The 17,047-nt window shown below is 47.6% G+C and carries 18 protein-coding genes and 1 riboswitch; of the genes, 9 read left to right on the forward strand and 9 right to left on the reverse strand.

The window, feature by feature from the left end; translation table 11 throughout:
* Window positions 1-4: 4 nt before the first annotated feature.
* Together FO441_RS05650 and FO441_RS05655 are read right to left on the reverse strand one after the other, a co-directional pair.
* The gene (locus FO441_RS05650; RefSeq protein WP_145287013.1) at window positions 5-1,549 is read right to left on the reverse strand and encodes a hypothetical protein; all 1,545 of its coding nucleotides are present in this window, start codon (window positions 1,547-1,549) and stop codon (window positions 5-7) included.
* Window positions 1,530-2,276 (reverse strand): ABC transporter ATP-binding protein, encoded by a 747-nt coding sequence (locus tag FO441_RS05655; protein ID WP_145287015.1) that lies wholly within the window; start codon window positions 2,274-2,276, stop codon window positions 1,530-1,532. The genes FO441_RS05650 and FO441_RS05655 overlap by 20 nt, the downstream gene beginning before the upstream one ends.
* 165 nt (window positions 2,277-2,441) lie before the next feature.
* Between FO441_RS05655 and mnmL the strand changes: the two genes are divergently transcribed.
* Together mnmL and mnmM are read left to right on the forward strand one after the other, a co-directional pair.
* Complete coding sequence (mnmL, locus tag FO441_RS05660) at window positions 2,442-3,395, forward strand: tRNA modification radical SAM protein MnmL/YtqA (RefSeq protein ID WP_145287018.1); 954 nt, start codon at window positions 2,442-2,444, stop codon at window positions 3,393-3,395.
* A complete protein-coding gene (mnmM, locus tag FO441_RS05665) occupies window positions 3,388-3,945 on the forward strand; it encodes a tRNA 5-(aminomethyl)-2-thiouridylate-methyltransferase MnmM (protein WP_145287020.1) in 558 nt (185 codons plus the stop codon). Before mnmL ends, mnmM begins: the two co-directional genes overlap by 8 nt.
* 22 nt (window positions 3,946-3,967) lie before the next feature.
* Here mnmM and FO441_RS05670 read toward each other — a convergent pair whose 3' ends face one another.
* A complete protein-coding gene (locus FO441_RS05670) occupies window positions 3,968-4,771 on the reverse strand; it encodes an alpha/beta fold hydrolase (RefSeq protein ID WP_145287023.1) in 804 nt (267 codons plus the stop codon).
* An 81-nt stretch (window positions 4,772-4,852) separates the two neighbouring features.
* Here FO441_RS05670 and FO441_RS05675 point away from each other — a divergent pair, with 81 nt between their 5' ends.
* Both FO441_RS05675 and FO441_RS05680 read left to right on the forward strand, forming a co-directional pair.
* A complete protein-coding gene (locus FO441_RS05675) occupies window positions 4,853-5,353 on the forward strand; it encodes a gamma carbonic anhydrase (RefSeq protein WP_145287026.1) in 501 nt (166 codons plus the stop codon).
* Between the two features lie 82 nt (window positions 5,354-5,435).
* On the forward strand, window positions 5,436-6,422 hold the full coding sequence (locus FO441_RS05680; RefSeq protein WP_145287029.1) for a proline dehydrogenase family protein: 987 nt from the start codon (window positions 5,436-5,438) through the stop codon (window positions 6,420-6,422).
* Between the two features lie 30 nt (window positions 6,423-6,452).
* Here the strand turns inward: FO441_RS05680 and FO441_RS05685 are convergent, their stop codons facing one another.
* Window positions 6,453-7,877, reverse strand: coding sequence for an FAD/NAD(P)-binding protein (locus FO441_RS05685; RefSeq protein WP_145287032.1), 1,425 nt, complete (start codon window positions 7,875-7,877; stop codon window positions 6,453-6,455).
* 95 nt (window positions 7,878-7,972) lie between these two features.
* Between FO441_RS05685 and FO441_RS05690 the strand changes: the two genes are divergently transcribed.
* On the forward strand, window positions 7,973-8,338 hold the full coding sequence (locus tag FO441_RS05690) for a fluoride efflux transporter FluC (protein ID WP_145287035.1): 366 nt from the start codon (window positions 7,973-7,975) through the stop codon (window positions 8,336-8,338).
* Window positions 8,335-8,700, forward strand: coding sequence for a fluoride efflux transporter FluC (locus FO441_RS05695; protein ID WP_145287037.1), 366 nt, complete (start codon window positions 8,335-8,337; stop codon window positions 8,698-8,700). Before FO441_RS05690 ends, FO441_RS05695 begins: the two co-directional genes overlap by 4 nt.
* A 48-nt stretch (window positions 8,701-8,748) precedes the next feature.
* On the opposite strand, the gene FO441_RS05700 is transcribed toward FO441_RS05695, so the two are convergent.
* Both FO441_RS05700 and FO441_RS05705 read right to left on the reverse strand, forming a co-directional pair.
* On the reverse strand, window positions 8,749-10,128 hold the full coding sequence (locus FO441_RS05700) for an NAD-dependent succinate-semialdehyde dehydrogenase (protein ID WP_145287041.1): 1,380 nt from the start codon (window positions 10,126-10,128) through the stop codon (window positions 8,749-8,751).
* A gap of 79 nt (window positions 10,129-10,207) precedes the next feature.
* A complete protein-coding gene (locus FO441_RS05705; protein WP_145287044.1) occupies window positions 10,208-11,116 on the reverse strand; it encodes a nuclease-related domain-containing protein in 909 nt (302 codons plus the stop codon).
* A gap of 316 nt (window positions 11,117-11,432) precedes the next feature.
* Between FO441_RS05705 and FO441_RS05710 the strand changes: the two genes are divergently transcribed.
* On the forward strand, window positions 11,433-11,627 hold the full coding sequence (locus FO441_RS05710) for a hypothetical protein (RefSeq protein WP_145287047.1): 195 nt from the start codon (window positions 11,433-11,435) through the stop codon (window positions 11,625-11,627).
* 44 nt (window positions 11,628-11,671) lie between these two features.
* On the opposite strand, the gene metK is transcribed toward FO441_RS05710, so the two are convergent.
* Window positions 11,672-12,865, reverse strand: a complete 1,194-nt coding sequence (gene metK / locus FO441_RS05715; RefSeq protein WP_145287050.1) for a methionine adenosyltransferase — start codon at window positions 12,863-12,865, stop codon at window positions 11,672-11,674.
* A gap of 90 nt (window positions 12,866-12,955) precedes the next feature.
* A riboswitch (SAM riboswitch) is annotated at window positions 12,956-13,061 on the reverse strand.
* A gap of 150 nt (window positions 13,062-13,211) precedes the next feature.
* On the opposite strand from metK, the gene pckA reads away from it, so the two are divergent.
* Complete coding sequence (gene pckA, locus FO441_RS05720; RefSeq protein WP_186365472.1) at window positions 13,212-14,792, forward strand: phosphoenolpyruvate carboxykinase (ATP); 1,581 nt, start codon at window positions 13,212-13,214, stop codon at window positions 14,790-14,792.
* A gap of 47 nt (window positions 14,793-14,839) precedes the next feature.
* Here the strand turns inward: pckA and FO441_RS05725 are convergent, their stop codons facing one another.
* Window positions 14,840-15,298 carry an NUDIX domain-containing protein gene (locus FO441_RS05725; RefSeq protein ID WP_145287056.1) on the reverse strand — a complete coding sequence of 153 codons (459 nt, stop codon included), beginning with the start codon at window positions 15,296-15,298 and terminating at the stop codon, window positions 14,840-14,842.
* Window positions 15,299-15,373: 75 nt separating this feature from the next.
* On the opposite strand from FO441_RS05725, the gene yidD reads away from it, so the two are divergent.
* Window positions 15,374-15,613: a membrane protein insertion efficiency factor YidD gene (gene yidD, locus FO441_RS05730; protein WP_145287059.1), complete on the forward strand. Its 240-nt coding sequence runs from the start codon at window positions 15,374-15,376 to the stop codon at window positions 15,611-15,613.
* 8 nt (window positions 15,614-15,621) lie between these two features.
* Here the strand turns inward: yidD and menE are convergent, their stop codons facing one another.
* Complete coding sequence (menE, locus tag FO441_RS05735) at window positions 15,622-17,019, reverse strand: o-succinylbenzoate--CoA ligase (protein ID WP_145287062.1); 1,398 nt, start codon at window positions 17,017-17,019, stop codon at window positions 15,622-15,624.
* Window positions 17,020-17,047 lie beyond the last annotated feature (28 nt).

The following is a 17,047-nucleotide window of genomic DNA, read 5'->3' on the forward strand; positions in this document are numbered from 1 at the left end:
GCCATCAGTCCTTATAAGTGATTTTGAAACCTGAGTCGTATTTCTTCGCTACGCTGCCGAGTATGAACCAGGATATGATAGCGCATATGCCGAGTATAGCCATGGCAATCAGCCCCTGCCGGATGCCCACTGCCATTCCTTCCAGAATTAATGGAAGCATCGAGATCATCATGAAGACGAAGAACATGATCATCGTGATGATGATGCCGCTTTTTGTATCGAGCCGTTTCGATGGATTTTTCCGGCTCACCACGGGACTTGAACTGCCGATCAGCATGCCGACCGGCACCGCGGCAAGACAGACCAGCACGATGCCTGGAAGCATGAACAGCAAGGTTTCCACTCCAGCTGTCGAGAAAAACCATGTGATGGTGAAAATGACCATGAGGATTGGTACAGTCGCCACGAGGTTGAAAAGATATTTGGCCAGTGCGAGCTTGGTGCCTTGTACCGGCAGCAGCTGCACCATCTGGAAGTGCTCCGCATCCCGCGCGGTATGGTGGGCACTGATGTATAATGCGGTGATCAGTGCACCTCCGGCAGCTGCCGAGAGCAGCTGGCTGCCTCCCATGACGAGCGACCGCGTCTCTGCTTCTGCCGGTGAGGAGAAGTAGACAAGCACGAGCGGCAGCACATATAGGGGCAGCAGGACAGCAAGTTCCCTGTAGTTCCGGTACGACAGCTTCAGATCCTTGGACACCAGCACGATGACAGGATGGCTGATGCTGCTTCTGCCGGTCTTCCTCTTCCCGGCCGAATGCCCTTCTGCGACCCCTACTCTGTCTATTGCGCGTACTACGATGAATCTGGTCGATATGATGATGGCGATTGCGGCCAGGATCATGATGATTGGGCCGAGTATGCCCGGGACAGCACTGTAATCATATAGAACGCCGCTGTATAACACCGGCAATTGAGGGAACATCGCCAATATGCCCGTAAACGAGTCGGCAATCGCAAACATGATGACGTAGATCAGCAGAAATGACATGCCACCGAGAAAAGCGAGTATTTCACTGACTTTTTTAACCGGCAGGATGTTTGCCGTCAGAAATACAAGTCCGAACGAAATGGAAGTGAAAACCAACCCCAGCACAATGAAGTAGACAATGCTGTTTGGCAGCAGCAGCCATTGATCATATCTTACAGCGAGCGCTGCACCTACTATTATTGACAGTGGCAGCATGATGGAAGTTGAATAAAGCAGATTGTGCTTGATGAACTTCGCATGGAACAGTTCCGCTGCAGATATCGGATACGACATGTAGTGCGTTATACTTCCGCTCAGAATCATATCCTTGATGATGAAATGTATCGACACCAGGATGAGTATGACCCCACTGGCAACCGACAGTATCAGAAGATACAGGTCCATATAGTTCTCATCGAGCGAAGCGGTGATCGAGAACAGCAGTGTCGTCACGAGTGGCAGAGGAATCAGCAGCAACAGGAGACCGATCAGTATATAGAGGATTCTTTTCGATTCACCCAGCACTTTCCAATAGTTGAAGAGCGCACGCCGTTCCGTATCAAGTATCAGACGGATCATTTCGGTCCACCTCTGTCAATTCCAGAAAGATATCTTCGAGCCGTGCCGAGGCATTCCCATTCGCTTCTCTAAGCTCCGATAAAGTGCCCTGGGCCAACTTTCTTCCATTATAGATGATGAGTATATCCGTTGCGATCTCTTCAGCAAGCGAAAGATTGTGGGTCGTCAGAAAAACCGTACGGCCCGACTTGATGTAGTCACGCAGATGATCTTTGAGATTCCTGTTGCTCTTCGGGTCAAGCCCCACTGTCGGCTCATCGAGAAAGAGGATATCCGGCTTATGGACGAGTGCTCCGATCAATGCCACCTTCTGCTTCATGCCGTGGGAATATTCCTCTATCAGCGTATCGAGCCGTCCTTCTAGATCGAACAGTGCCAGAAGCTTCTGCTGCTCCTCCAGAAAGACGGTCTCATCAATCTTATAGACACTCGCTATGAAATTGAGGTATTCCCTGCCGGTGAGCTTGCCCATCAGGTCCGGCGTATCGGGAATGAAGCTGAGCCTTGCCTTCAGGTGCGTCTTGCCCGGCCCCATCACTTCCCCGAACATCTCCACTGACCCGCTCGATGCCTTTTGCAGCCCGGTCAGCATGCGGATTGTTGTGGATTTGCCTGAGCCGTTCGGACCGATGAACGCAAACAGCTCCCCGCTGCCGACTGTAAAATCAAGATCCCGCACTGCGTAGCTGCTGCCATACTTCTTGTTCAACTTTTCAACTTTGAGCATAATTTCTCCTTAGCATTATACGTTTTGACATCACTTTTCTTCTTCCATACTACAACAAGTCCCGCTCTTTATAAACTGCCCTTTCCGAAGTGATCTTTCCAGATCATGTACTTCCGGACCAGCCAGATATGGTACAATGCCAAATAGGAATAAGAGGTGAAAATAATGACTGGCTTCGAATACAGTTTTGATGATAAGCGGTATCATACACTGAACTATCATCTTAAAAATACATTCAATGAAAAAATCTTCAAAGTGGCACTGGATGCAGGATTCGACTGTCCGAACCGGGACGGCACCGTCGCCTATGGCGGCTGCACCTTCTGTTCCGTTGCAGGCAGCGGGGACTTTGCCGGCAGCCGCGTCGATCCGATTCCCGTCCAGTTCGAGAAGATCAGAGGACGCATGCAGCAGCAGAAATGGAAGAACGGCAAATACATCGCCTACTTCCAGTCGTTCACCAATACGCATGCGCCTGTTAGTGTATTGCGTGAAAAATTCGAGGCAGCACTGGAAATAGAGGGCGTCGTCGGACTTTCCATCGGTACCAGACCCGACTGCCTGCCGGATGACGTCGTGGAATACCTTGCGGAATTGAACGAGCGCACGTATCTCTGGGTCGAGCTCGGCCTCCAGACCATCCATGACAGGACAAGCCAGCTGATCAACCGCGCCCATGATATGCAGTGCTACCATAAAGGCGTGGCAAAACTCAGGAAGCATGATATCAATGTATGCAGCCATATCATCAATGGCCTGCCTGAAGAGGACTATGCAATGATGATGGAGACAGCACAGGCTGTTGCCGACATGGATGTACAGGGCATCAAGATCCATCTGCTCCATCTGCTGAAAGGCACGCCGATGGTCAAGCAGTACGAAAAAGGCAGATTATCATTCCTGAGCCAGGATGAATATATAAAGCTCGTATGCGATCAGCTTGAAATACTGCCGGAAGAAATGATCATCCACCGCATCACCGGTGACGGACCGATCGACCAGCTTATCGGACCCATGTGGAGTACGGACAAATGGAACGTACTGAACAGCATCGATGACGAACTGAAAAGAAGAGGCTCCTATCAGGGAACCCGCTACAAGGAGAAGACCAATGCTTAAACGAATACTGCCACAGGCCAAAATTCTGGCTGAAGAAATCATCCAGCAGGGAGATACTGTAGTTGATGCTACATGCGGCAATGGACATGATACGAAGTTTCTTGCTGCATGTACGGGGGAAAGCGGTAGAGTCTACAGTTTCGACGTCCAGGAACAGGCACTCGCCAATGCCCGCGCACTCGTCGGGACGATGGATCATATCGAATTCATACTGGACTCCCACGCAAATGCCGACAGCTATATAGATACCTCTGTAAAAGCAGCCATGTTCAATCTTGGGTACTTGCCTAGAGGCGACCAATCAATCACCACCAGCCATGAGTCGACGATGCCTGCCATCGAGAAGATCTTCAACCTGCTCGTTGATGGCGGAAGAATCATCATTGTTGTCTACCACGGTCATCCTGCTGGAAAAACAGAAAAAGATGTACTGCTCGAGTCTCTATCCAAGTGGTCCCAAAAAGAAGCGCAGATACTGAAGTACCAGTTCATCAACCAGAAGAATGACGCCCCTTTCATCATATGCATTGAAAAGAACAGGAACGCCTGAAAATTCAGGCGTTCCTGTTCTTTTATCCAATAAGACCGATCCTGAACAGCTGGGCATTCAGGAAACGCTCGAGATGATAGTACGGTACATCCGTATCATCGCGCTGGAACACACTGTGCTGGATATTATCGAGCATATGCAATGACAGTTCCCTTGTACGCATCTGCTTGATGTATTTTGCGGAAAGAAGCGGCTCGATGATCTCATTTCCCCGGCTCAGCATGGCGAGCACAGGCACATCAGGAAAATCTTCCATGAATTCCGTCGTCGCCTTCATCTGGTTGATGACTGTCCGGTACCAATGGTAGCTCACTTTTCTGACAAGCAGCTCATCATTGTCATACTGATCCAGAAATCCCGGATCTTCAGTGAACTGGCTGAAATGAATGCCCGGGTCGAACCGCGTCGTATCGCTCGTTGTTCTTATGCTTGTACGTATTGTATTTTTCCTGTTGATGAATGACTGCTTGAATGAAAGCATCGGGTTGAGCAGTATGATGCCATCCGCCCCTACCAGATTCTGACGCAGTGCCTCTATCACAATCAGACCTCCTAGACCTTGTCCCAGCAGGAAGGTCGGCAGCCTATAGGCACGTGCCACCTCGTGCCATTCCCGTACACGGTCCGTGTACTGGCTGAAGTCGGAAATGTGTCCTTTATTCATACGTGTCGTCTGGCCATGACCCGGAAGGTCACCGCTGACGACGTGATATCCTGAATTTCTCAGCTGTGAGATCAGCTGCGTATAGTACTCATGGTGCTCGAGCATATCATGGACCACCACTATGACACCCTTTGCCTGCCTATCCGTTTCCCATTTCCACATTGCCATGCTCCTAACGTACTTTAATTCTTTCTGATATGATAGACTTATTATATCAATCTGTTTGAAGAAAGGACATGAGAAATGATCATCGACTATAAGGGATACAGTCCAAAAATAAATGAAAGCGCTTTTATAGCTCCCAATGCAACCGTCATCGGCGATGTTGAGCTTGGTGCGCATGCATCTGTATGGTTCGGCACCGTGTTGAGAGGCGATATCGGCCCCATCCGCATCGGCAGCCACACGAATATCCAGGACCTCTCCATCCTCCATGAGACGCCGGACATGCCGCTCATCATAGAAGATCATGTGACCGTCGGCCACAAGGTGACACTGCATAGCTGCACCATCAGACAGGGTGCACTGATCGGTATGGATTCCACCATACTCGACGGTGCGGTCATCGGAGAGAACGCCTTCATTGGTGCCGGCAGCCTGGTGACACCGGGTACGGAGATTCCTGCCAATACACTGGCCTTCGGCAGACCTGCCAGAGTCGTCAGGGAATTGACGGAAGCAGATCTTGCGGATATGAAAAGAATAAACGAAACGTATGTCGACCATATTCCTCATTACAAATAACCGGATTTATACACATTTAAGTTGTCAAAAAATTGTGATCAGGAGTAGAATATAAATTGTACGAAGATTCAGGAGGTAGATTATGCCATTACTAAGAGATGTTTTCATCGCACTATCACAGAATGATGCACTGAATGAAGCAAGCAAGAAGGTTGGCCTGAAGTTTGGAGCCAGCAAGGTGGTCGCCGGAATCACGGTGGAGGACACCATCGAAAGAATCAAGGATATCAATGCCCAGGGCATGAGCGTCAGTTTTGATAACCTTGGTGAGTTTGTCACTGAGCGGTCGGATGCCCTGAAGGAAAAGGATCTTATTCTGGAGATGATCCAGGCAATTGGAGATAATGGGGTCGATGCTTCGGCATCCATCAAGCTGACACAGATCGGACTCCATATAGATTATGACTTCTGCCTTCTAAATATCAGGGAAATTGTCGAGGCGGCAAAGGCACAGGATATGTTCGTCAATATAGATATGGAAAACCATGATTCCTACGATGACACCATCCGCATCGTCGATACATTGATCGAGGAGTTCGACAATGTGGGGACAGTGCTCCAGTCCTATCTGTTCACTGCCAAGGATGATGTCTATAAATATAAAGACAACAGAATCCGTTTCGTCAAAGGGGCATACAAGGAATCCCCACAGGTGGCACTACAGGAGAAGGCCGATATAGACAAGGCACTCGAACTGCTTATCAGACTTCACCTGACCAATGGCAGCGGGTTTACATCCATAGCGACGCATGACCACAACATCATTGAGAACATCATCGAGTTCATCAAGGAGAATGACATTCCGAACGACCAGTTCGAGTTCCAGATGCTTTTCGGTTTCCGTAAGGATCTGCAGCGGGAACTGGTGGATAGAGGCTACAATGTATGTGTCTACATACCTTTCGGAAGCGACTGGTACGCCTACTTCATGAGAAGACTTGCAGAACGTCCCCAGAACATCAACCTTGTCGTAAAGTCGATTACGAAAAATCCGATGTTCAAGACAGGCGCGGCCGCTGCAGGAATGATAGTCGCGGGACTCGCACTAGCGAAAGTGTTCAAAAAGTAGAGAGGAGCGCAACCTGGGTTGCGCTCCTCTCTATTTTCTTTCCATATGGAAGCTTTCTATGATTTTTTTTGCATTACTGGTGAGCAGATGAACAGAATTGGATAGATAGTTTGAACCGAAAGTCAGAGCGCCCAGCACATACATATTATCGACTGTCCCGGTTTTTGGACTGATGACCCTATCCTTCTGATCGACCATTATGCCTCCAAATTCATCAGGAGTGGCAAGGAAATGGTCCAGAATTCTACTGATGATGCCATCTTTGCTCTTTTGTACTTCTCCAGATGGTCCTGTAGCATTGACAAGTACATCCATGGTGAATTTCCTGCCGTCCGCCAGCTCAACATCAAATGCTCCCGATGCAGAAACGTCGCTTACACCTTCTATGATATGAAGCTTTCCCGAGTTCGCCCATTCTATTATCTTTTCTGCTACCGGCCCTGGCATCGGAGAATGGTTCTCTTCGATGAAATGGTGATATCTAGCCAGAAACTTACGCTTATCCGACCGCGGGAGAAACTGGTACACATCACTGAATATCGGATTCGCTTTCGATATTACATACTGCAGCTGGCCGACCGCTCCGGAATGTTCAAGGTCGTATTCGAGGTCCTGTATCGCGTTCCCTGTCCGCCGATAGAATAGTCTCCAATCGATGCCCTGGTAGGTCAGCTCTTTCATGAACAGTGCTTTGACTTCTGAAAAGCTGATTTCTTCGTTATGAATCTTTTCATGCAGCCGATCATAAGTGAAAAACTGCAACTCCACTTCTCTATATGGCCCCCTCACCGACGGCATTTCCCCACTTCTGGAAAATGCATATACTTCCTTTGCATCGGTCTCAAGCAGCAGATAGCGGATGCAGTCGATTGCAGAGAGACCGGAACCGATGATGCCTACTGACATTTCTCCAGATCTCGGCAATTTCTCTTCGACCGGATATGGGTCATGGATGTAGTTTGGAGTCCCCTTCAAGTCATAGGGGTCATCATATCCGAGCTGGCCAACTGTCAGGAAAACATGTGTATATGTTCTCTTTTCATCTTCCACATGAAGGGTGAAATGTTTTGTTGTTGAATCATACTGAAGATCATTGATCATCGAATAGTTCAAGGTGATGCACTCATGCTTTGTACACAGCACATCCAGCCTGTCTCTCAAATATCTGCCAAACAGAGCCCTGCTCACATACGTATCTGCAGAATAGCCATTTGTCAAAAGCCAGTTTTCGAAACTTGGTGCACTGCCATCAAAGACCATGGCTTCAGTTGGTATATTAAGGAGCAGGTGCATGCTATCTTCCTGATATGCATGGCCATTACCCATCATCTGCTCCCTATCATATATATCGATATGCAATTCCTCATCATAGGCTGTACTGTCTACAAGGTGGTTCAAGATGGAGATGCCTGCAAACCCTCCGCCTATAATTGCTATTCTGTGCTGATGCTCCATTTTGATATTCTCTCCAATTGTAAGTATATGATAACATTATAGTAATATTTAAAGGATTTTGCATGCTACCAGATTATATTGACGGAGGGTGAAGTTTGAAAAAATACATATGCATATCGCTCGGTGCCATGATTGGTGCCAGTCTCCGCTTTGCCATTTCCGTGGCAGCAGCTTCCATGATGCTCCCCTTTTTCATCGGCACATTGGCCGTGAATATGTTCGGTGCTTTTGCTGCAGGGACTGTACTATCCAAATTTAAGGGACGGACCGGCTACTTGCAGGATTTCCTGATAACCGGTCTGCTTGGCAGCTTCACCACATTTTCATTACTGACCTATGATCAGTACGTACTGCTCTCAATCGGTGACTACCTGATATTTACAGTTTATGGCGCTATCAACTTGTTCGGTGGCCTATCCATGATACTGCTCGGATGGAAGGCAGGTGGAGCGAGGCAATGATCAATATTCTGCTCATCTCACTTGGTGCAGCTGCCGGTGCATCCTTGAGAGGTTTCATTGCCTCTCTTCGGATTTTTGAACGCTTCAGCCTGCCCTATGCCGCATTTACTGTGAACACTGCAGGAGCCCTTTGCATGGGAATTTCCATGCCTCTGATCATTCAGGGCACTTTCCTATATTTCATGATCATATTCGGCTTTCTCGGCGGTTTCACGACCTACTCCGCTTTCACCGTCGAACAGCTGAAACTGTTTGAGCAGAAGGAATACAGGAAACTGATCAAGTACACTTTCATGATGTTTTTCTTCTGCCTGGTCTCGCTTTCGCTCGGACTGCTGATTGGTGTATCCATCGCTGCATGAATAAAGGCCGCAACAAAGCGTTGCGGCCTCTACTTGTTCTATATGTTTCTATATTTTCATTGAAGTGATTTTTGTTTCCAGATAAGGTTCGATACCTTCCGGACCGCCTTCACGACCGATGCCGCTTTCCTTCAGTCCACCAAATGGAATGTGTGCTGCACTTGGTTTGCCGTTGTTCCAGCCGAGTACACCGAAGTTCAGGCCTTCCTGCAGCCTGATGCCATCACGATAGCTTTCAGTGAAGAAGTAGGCTGCGAGACCATATTCGGTGTCATTCGCCTTCTCTATCGCTTCATCCAGATCCGCGAATGTCTGGATGGGTGCGACGGGACCGAATGTCTCTTCATTCATGATGATCATGTCATCCGTTGCTCCTGTAATGACAGTCGGTTCGATGAAGTATCCTGAATCCTTATTGCCTTCGCCGCCTGCAATGATGTGGCCGCCTTTATCCTTCGCATCATTAATATGCTCAATGACCTTGTCATAGCCATCCTCATTGATCATCGGTCCGATTTTGACATCTTCATCCATGCCGTTGCCGACTTTGAGCGACTTAACCTGCTCCGCAAACTTTTCACTGAACGCTTCTGCAATATCTTCATGTACATAGAACCTGTTGGCACATACGCACGTCTGACCGGAATTTCTGAACTTAGCTGCAATGGCATGTTCCACTGCCACATCAAGATCTGCATCCTTATGGACGACAAGCGGTGCGTGTCCACCAAGCTCCATCGTAATATTCTTTACTGTAGAAGCCGCACCCTCCATCAGCGTCTTACCGACGGCAGTCGAGCCGGTAAATGTCAGTTTCATGACTTTTTCAGATTTTGCAAATACTTCCCCTGCTTCCTTGCCGGAAGCTGTGACATACTGGATGACACCTTCCTCAAAACCTGCTTCAAGCGCAAGATCAAGGAATCTCATTGCTGACAGCGGCGTTTCACTTGCCGGCTTTACCAGGAATGTACAGCCGGCTGCCACTGCAGGTGCCGCCTTCCTTGCCATCATGGCCACCGGGAAGTTCCACGGTGTGATGGCAGCAACAACACCGATCGGCTGCTTCGTCACAACGAGCCGCACATCATCTTCGTGCTGGGGAATTGTACGTCCGTACACTCTTTTGCCTTCTTCGGCATAGTAGTCGATATAACTGCACGCATACTCCACTTCTCCTGCGGCTTCCTTGATCGGCTTACCATTCTCCTTCGTAATCAGTTCGGCAATCTCATCCTTGTTCTCCCGGATGAGCGCTGCCCATCTGACCATCAGTGCACTGCGGTCATGTGCGTTCTTCTTTTTATACTGCTTGAACATTTCATGTGCCTTGTCGATCTTCTTCTCGATATCCTCTTTGCTATCCTTTCTGATCCGATCAACCTCTTCACCGGTTGCAGGATTCAGTACCACGATTTCTTCAGACATCATGACGCCTCCTTTGAATGGATAAAAAGCCCTATAAAAAAATTATAGGGCTTTTCTTTCATTAAAACAAAGAATAGGCTTATGGATTCAATTGGAAGATTGCTTCTGCAATCTCGTCGAGATCCTTGACCGTATACTGGAAACGGCCATGGAAAACATACTTCATGAAGAAGTTTTCAAGCTCCTCTTCACCGACGAGCACTTTGATGGATGGATCAGTGGAATAGTTCGAGATCGAATAGTTGCCATTATCCTGCGGATTGAAATAGATGATCGGAACAACGTCATACTGCAGCTTGAAAATGTTCTTCAGCTTTTCTGCAGAAATCTTGGTTTCTTCGATTGTATCATTATAATAGTTGACCGAGACGTTCTTTTCATCGTCTTTCTCGAAGATCAGGGTCTGTTCCTTGGACTTGTCCAGGTCGAGCAGATCAAAGAAGGACTCGACGTATGGTAGCGCCTCGAAATTGCTTTCGCTCACACCGTGAAGAATATGCCCTTTCCAGTACTTGGAATCGATCAGATAGATGCCTGTACGTGTGAGTACCAGGTGGTCGATCTTTCTTGTATTCGTATAGTTTCTGGATGGCAGATAGACGTTCGACAGAATGTACATGTCCGTCTCCCTGATCTTTTCATTACGAACGAGGCGGTCCTTCAGCTGGATCAGGGACAGATCCGTAAGATATTCCCCCTTGTCCACTGTAAACTGGCGAAGGCTTGAAAGCTTGTTGTTGAGCAGTGTTGTTTCATCATGATATTTTTCATTCAGCGTGGAAACTTCCTTTTTATGCTCCAGCCGCTGCGTTTCATTATCCGATTCATACTTTTCAACCAGATTTTCCTTTTCTTTTGCATAGTCCTTCTGAAGCGCATCGACTTTATTTCTATGCTTCAAATAATAGACCAGGAAAGCAATGGCAATAATGAGCAGCAGTGCAGCCAGTGCAATAAAAATCGGGTCTGTAAAGATTTCCGTATTCATGCCTTGTTTCAAATCCTTCCATATTAGAATAGCTGTTTTGCTTGAAGCTTTGTTCATTATATCAAAATAATATACATTTACGGTCAAAAACAAATAATTTGATGGAAATGTCCCCAAGCTTTTTCATTATTTTTTGTAAGCGCTATTTGGTACCACTTCCATTATTGTGATTTTTTTTGGTCTTAATTAAAATTTATAGGTTTCAGCATGTTTTATTATTTTTCGCATGGGTAATAAGTTATTAACTTGCTAGATAGATAGAGAGATAGCGAGTGTCATCAATTAACCTATAGTTAAAAAACTAGGAGGAATAATCATGGAACTCAAAAAGTATCTAATGGCAGGCGGCTTTGCTTCAGTGCTCGTACTCGGTGCATGTGGCGGAGGCGGTAGTGAAGAATCCACTGAAGAAGCAACTACAGAAGAAGGCACTATGGAAGAAGAGACAATGGAAGAGGAAACTACTGAAGAAATGACAATGGAAGAAGAGACATCTGAAGAGTCAGAGTAATTCTTATCCAATATAAAGTCCCGGACAAATGTCCGGGACTTTTTTTAGTTTACTTTGAGACTTGAGAGCGCCTCTTTCAATCGGGCTGCCTTATCCAGTCTTTCCCAGGGGAAATCATGGTCTTCTCTGCCGAAGTGGCCGTAGCTTGCAGTATTCTTATAGATTGGACGGCGCAGATCAAGCATCTCTATGATGCCGTCCGGAGATAGATTGAATGTTCTACGGATGACATTGACGATATCCGATTCCTTATAGTCTGAAGTACCGAAAGTATCCACGGATATGGATACAGGTTCACTGACTCCGATTGCATATGCAAGCTGGATCTCACATGTTGAGGCAATTTTGGCAGCAACAATATTTTTAGCGATATATCGTGCTGCATAGGCTGCAGAACGGTCGACTTTGGTCGGGTCCTTACCACTGAAAGCACCACCGCCATGGCGGGCATAACCACCGTAGGTATCTACGATTATTTTCCTGCCGGTCAATCCTGCATCTCCTTGAGGTCCACCGATGACAAAACGCCCCGTCGGGTTGATGATATAGCGTGTATTTTCATCAAGAAGTTCTGCCGGCACCACTTCCTGGATGACGTGGGTGATCAGGTCCTCCTGGATCGTCTTCGTTTCGACTTCTTCATGGTGCTGTGATGAAATGACGATGGTATCCACTCTTTTGACTGCATTATTTTCGTCATACTCAACAGTGACCTGCGTCTTCCCGTCCGGTCTCAAGTAGTCGATGGTTCCATCTTTTCTGACCTGTGTCAGACGTCTTGATAATTTATGGGCCAATGAGATCGGCAGTGGCATCAGTTCCTCCGTTTCATCACAGGCGAAACCGAACATGAGCCCCTGGTCGCCGGCACCAGTTGAAACGGCTTCCGTCTCCCTTGTTTCGACAGCATTATTCACGCCTTGCGCAATATCCGAAGACTGTTCATCTATACCCGTCAATACGGACATCGTCTTGTAATCATAGCCGTATTTGGCACGGGTATATCCGATTTCCTTGACAGTCTCCCTCACTATTTTGGGGATATCGACGTAAGTATTTGTACTTATCTCTCCGACGATCATTGCCATACCAGTGTTGACAACTGTCTCACAGGCAACTCTTGCGTGCTGGTCCCCTTTTAGTATTTCATCCAGAATGGCGTCTGAAATCTGATCTGCAATCTTATCCGGATGTCCTTCCGTTACGGATTCGGAAGTGAAAAGTCTGCGTTCTGCCATTGAATATTTCTCCTTTATGATTATTAGCTATCTCCTGCTACCAAAAAATAAAGCCTTTTCTCAATAATACGAGAAAAGGCTTCGCTCTTCCCCTTATCGATCAGAATAACTTCTGCATCCTTTAGCACCTTTCTTTATAGAAAAGAGGTTGCTGGGCTTCGTCGGGTATGTTCCCTCCACCGGCTCTTGATAAGAGATAACTTCCCTATAATATACTATATGATTGCATTCAAATCAAGGCGATATTATTTTGTAAATATTATGTTACGACATTTATCAATGTGTTATACTAATTCGTGAAAGTATCATTTACTTTGTTAAATACATAAAAATGGGGGCAAAAATTATGACAAACCACTCAGAACTCATACAGAATCTGGTATCCAAAGAATCGTCGCATTTCCAACTTTCTGTATCTCAACTCGTCGAAAAATCCTTGAAAAGAAAAGAAGGCAAACTGACGGAAACAGGTGCTTTGCGTGCCGAGACAGGCAAGTATACCGGTCGCAGCCCCAAAGACCGTTTCATTGTCAAAGATGCAGTATCCGAGAACAAAGTGGACTGGGGAGAAGTCAATCAGCCGATTTCACAGGAAGTTTTCGATAACCTGTTCGAGAAGGTCATCGATCACCTTGGATCAAAGGAAGAAATCTTTGTTTTCAATGGCTATGCGGGTGCGGATGAGAAGACGCGTCTCAATCTCAGTGTAGTGAATGAGTTCAGCTGGCACAATATGTTTGCACGTACGATGTTCATCCGACCTGAAACGAAGGAAGAGGCGCTTGATATCGAATCACAGTTCACCATCGTATCTGCGCCGACTTTCAAAGCGGACCCATCGACTGACGGGACGGGATCGGAAGCTTTCATCATCGTTTCACTCGAGAAAGGCATCATACTGATCGGTGGTACCGAATATGCTGGTGAAATGAAGAAATCCATCTTCTCCATCATGAACTATCTCCTCCCCGAACAGGGTGTCATGAGCATGCACTGCTCCGCCAATGTTGGAGAAAACAAGGACGTCGCCCTTTTCTTCGGACTTTCCGGCACAGGCAAGACGACGCTTTCCGCCGATTCCCAAAGGGAACTCATAGGTGATGACGAGCACGGCTGGAATGAAGACGGGGTCTTCAATATCGAAGGCGGATGCTATGCAAAAACGATCAACCTTTCCCCCGAAAAGGAACCCGAAATCTTCAAAGCCATCAAATTCGGTTCTGTACTTGAAAATGTCGTCATGGATGAAGCAGGCGTACCGGACTATGATGATGGGTCGCTGACTGAGAATACACGTGCAGCCTACCCGATCGACCATATAGACAACGCACGCATACCATCCGTAGCCGGACACCCGACAACAATCATCTTCCTGACTGCAGATGCATTCGGTGTGCTCCCGCCGATTTCCAAGCTGACCAAAGAACAGGCGATGTACCACTTCCTGAGCGGATTCACATCGAAGCTTGCCGGTACGGAACGCGGAATCACGTCACCACAGCCTGTATTTTCAACATGCTTCGGCTCCCCTTTCCTACCACTGCATGCAACGACCTATGCAAACATGCTCGGCGATCTGATTGATGAGCATGGCGTGGATGTATATCTGGTCAACACCGGCTGGAGCGGTGGAGAATATGGTGTCGGCAAACGCATGGACCTTAAATATACACGTTCCATGGTAAGAAGAGCCATCAGTGGAGAACTCGCCCTCAATGCATTTGAAGAGGATTCCGTGTTCGGACTGAGCATTCCGGCTTTCGTTACCGGTGTCCCAAAGGAAATTCTGAACCCTCGCAATACATGGGTTTCCGAAGAAGCATATGACGAAAAAGCCCATAAATTGAAAGAATCATTCATAGAAAACTTCAAGAAGTTCGGAGCTGAATCCGAAGGCATTGCTGAAACAGGCGGCTTCAAACTCTAGATGAATAAAAATAATGCGCCCGATATCCTATTTGATATCCGGCGCATTTATTTGAAAAATTCGTCATTCCTGCTCATCTGATACAAGTAGTCGATGCAGGCATCATCCAGCAGGAAGCTTCTCCTGTCTTCCGGAATCTCCTCGATTGTCCTGTAGATGACCGGTCCGTGTGTTTCGCTGTATTCGCATATGAAGAATATATCCTTCACTTCAGCAAAGAATACAGCCTTAACAAATGGTTTTGCGTCATGCACAGTATACGCACCGATGTATTTGACTGCATCAAGGCTCGCGCCCGTCTCTTCGAACACTTCCCTGTGCAGCGCTTCCTCGGGACTTTCTCCTGCTTCGATCTTGCCGCCCGGGAACTCTATTCCGCGGGTTCTATGATCGGTCAGCAGATATTTTCCATCCATTCTGCAGATGCAGAGTATGTGACCAGGTGGTGCATCAGAGCCGAGTTCCAACGTGACCTTCCTGCCTTTATGGTCTTTGAATCGAAGCATGCTATCATCTCCAAATTTGCTTAAATCCAGTGTACCCTATATCATAATAGTATTAAATGCTGGAGCGGTGATTATATGAAAACAATCCTTCTATGGCTGATGCGCTTCTATCAGAAAGCGATCTCCCCCATGTTTCCACCGAGCTGCCGGTTCAATCCGACATGCTCCAACTACGGTATAGAAGCTGTACAGGAACATGGTGCCTTCAAGGGCGGCTATCTGGCAGCCAGGCGCATTCTTAAATGCCATCCATTCCATCCCGGCGGGTACGATCCTGTGCCTCTCAATCCGGACAATTATGAAAAGAAGCAGTGATCACCGAATCACTGTTTCTTTTTTGCATCGTAGACTTTCTGATTCTGTGCTCTTGAAACTTTACCGGTCGAGGTCATCACGATGCGCGGCATCCGGTGGATCTCTTTCGGCAGTTTATATCGTGCAAGAAGCCCGTTCAGATGACCCATGATCTCATCGTCTTCTATTGCCATTCCTGTCCTCTCTTCTATCAGCAGGATGGGCACTTCGCCCCACTTGGCGTCCTTCCTTTTAACAACCGCCGCATTCGAAATTGCCGGAATCATATTGACCGCATCCTCAATCTCTTTCGGATACACATTCTCGCCACCACTGATGATCAGATCCCTGCGCCGGTCCAGTATGTAAAGGTAGCCGTCCGCATCGATATATCCCATATCGCCTGTTCTGAAGTAGCCGTCCGACACCTTAATCTCTGCATTCAGATAGCCTTGTGTGATCGGTGCACCGCGTACAAGCAGTTCACCGTCATTGCTGTCATCGATCCTTATTTCGATGTTGTCGAGCGGCCGCCCGACCGTACCTTCCAAAATCTTCGGATCATCATGGGCAATGGAGACGATCTGCGAGCACGTTTCAGTCATGCCGAATGAATTGTATACCGGCAGCCCTGCATCAAGGGCAGCCCTCAGAACTTCCCTGGTCACTCCGGCACCTCCAAGCAGTACACCTTGCAGCTCATGAGCCGGCATCGGCCGGCCGAGCAGCCGATCGAGCATGACCGGCACCATGCTGGTGTGTGTCACCTTGTATTCTTCAACTGCACCCCACACTGAATCTTCGTGAAATTTCTCCACCAGTACCATCGTACATCCACGGATCACTGATCTCAAAAGTACCGAAAAGCCGGATATATGATAAATCGGATTGACGTTCATCCAGACGCTGCCCTCTGAATACCCGAAACGGTCTTCGCATCCGAGAGCGGAAGCATGATGATTGCCGAACGTCTGGGGAACGGCTTTCGCCCTGCCGGTCGTACCTGATGTAAACATGATCGATAGTATACTGTCACCTGAGACGGCTGCGGGCTGACAAGGGACCGGGTCCCTATTCCATAGAGCTGCCATTCCGTGGACAGCATATCCTTCCAATTCAAGCGGTTCTGTCGCCACCACAGTGTCCACTCCGATATCATCGAGCTGCCGGGCGATTTCACGTTCCGTCAGCCGCGTATTGATCAGCACGATCTCGATGCCCGCCATTATGGCAGCATGGATGACATGCACTGCATCCATAGTATTTCCGATGAAAAGACCGACACGCTCCCTGTTCAAAGATGCCATATGATCTTTGAGCTTCAAAGATTCATTATATAGTTGTGAAAAAGTCACCGTTTCACCATCAAAAATGACGGCCGGCTTATCCGGCACACGCTGTGCCTGGATCTGCAGCCAATTATACATAGTCTACTCCACCTTTAAAAAAGCCCAT

This window comes from Salinicoccus cyprini (genome assembly GCF_007713705.1).
In the GTDB taxonomy this organism is placed as follows: domain Bacteria; phylum Bacillota; class Bacilli; order Staphylococcales; family Salinicoccaceae; genus Salinicoccus; species Salinicoccus cyprini.

Excerpts from the sequence above, each read along its gene's own strand:
- FO441_RS05700 (WP_145287041.1), bottom strand. The coding sequence starts at position 10,128 with ATGTCTGAAGAAATCGTGGTACTGAATCCTGCAACCGGTGAAGAGGTT.
- FO441_RS05670 (WP_145287023.1), bottom strand. The coding sequence starts at position 4,771 with ATGTGGAAATGGGAAACGGATAGGCAGGCAAAGGGTGTCATAGTGGTG.
- FO441_RS05710 (WP_145287047.1), top strand. The coding sequence starts at position 11,433 with ATGGAACTCAAAAAGTATCTAATGGCAGGCGGCTTTGCTTCAGTGCTC.
- FO441_RS05680 (WP_145287029.1), top strand. The coding sequence starts at position 5,436 with ATGCCATTACTAAGAGATGTTTTCATCGCACTATCACAGAATGATGCA.
- menE (WP_145287062.1), bottom strand. The coding sequence starts at position 17,019 with ATGTATAATTGGCTGCAGATCCAGGCACAGCGTGTGCCGGATAAGCCG.
- mnmL (WP_145287018.1), top strand. The coding sequence starts at position 2,442 with ATGACTGGCTTCGAATACAGTTTTGATGATAAGCGGTATCATACACTG.
- mnmM (WP_145287020.1), top strand. The coding sequence starts at position 3,388 with ATGCTTAAACGAATACTGCCACAGGCCAAAATTCTGGCTGAAGAAATC.
- metK (WP_145287050.1), bottom strand. The coding sequence starts at position 12,865 with ATGGCAGAACGCAGACTTTTCACTTCCGAATCCGTAACGGAAGGACAT.
- FO441_RS05705 (WP_145287044.1), bottom strand. The coding sequence starts at position 11,116 with ATGAATACGGAAATCTTTACAGACCCGATTTTTATTGCACTGGCTGCA.
- FO441_RS05655 (WP_145287015.1), bottom strand. The coding sequence starts at position 2,276 with ATGCTCAAAGTTGAAAAGTTGAACAAGAAGTATGGCAGCAGCTACGCA.
- FO441_RS05650 (WP_145287013.1), bottom strand. The coding sequence starts at position 1,549 with ATGATCCGTCTGATACTTGATACGGAACGGCGTGCGCTCTTCAACTAT.
- FO441_RS05695 (WP_145287037.1), top strand. The coding sequence starts at position 8,335 with ATGATCAATATTCTGCTCATCTCACTTGGTGCAGCTGCCGGTGCATCC.
- FO441_RS05725 (WP_145287056.1), bottom strand. The coding sequence starts at position 15,298 with ATGCTTCGATTCAAAGACCATAAAGGCAGGAAGGTCACGTTGGAACTC.
- FO441_RS05685 (WP_145287032.1), bottom strand. The coding sequence starts at position 7,877 with ATGGAGCATCAGCACAGAATAGCAATTATAGGCGGAGGGTTTGCAGGC.
- yidD (WP_145287059.1), top strand. The coding sequence starts at position 15,374 with ATGAAAACAATCCTTCTATGGCTGATGCGCTTCTATCAGAAAGCGATC.
- pckA (WP_186365472.1), top strand. The coding sequence starts at position 13,212 with ATGACAAACCACTCAGAACTCATACAGAATCTGGTATCCAAAGAATCG.
- FO441_RS05675 (WP_145287026.1), top strand. The coding sequence starts at position 4,853 with ATGATCATCGACTATAAGGGATACAGTCCAAAAATAAATGAAAGCGCT.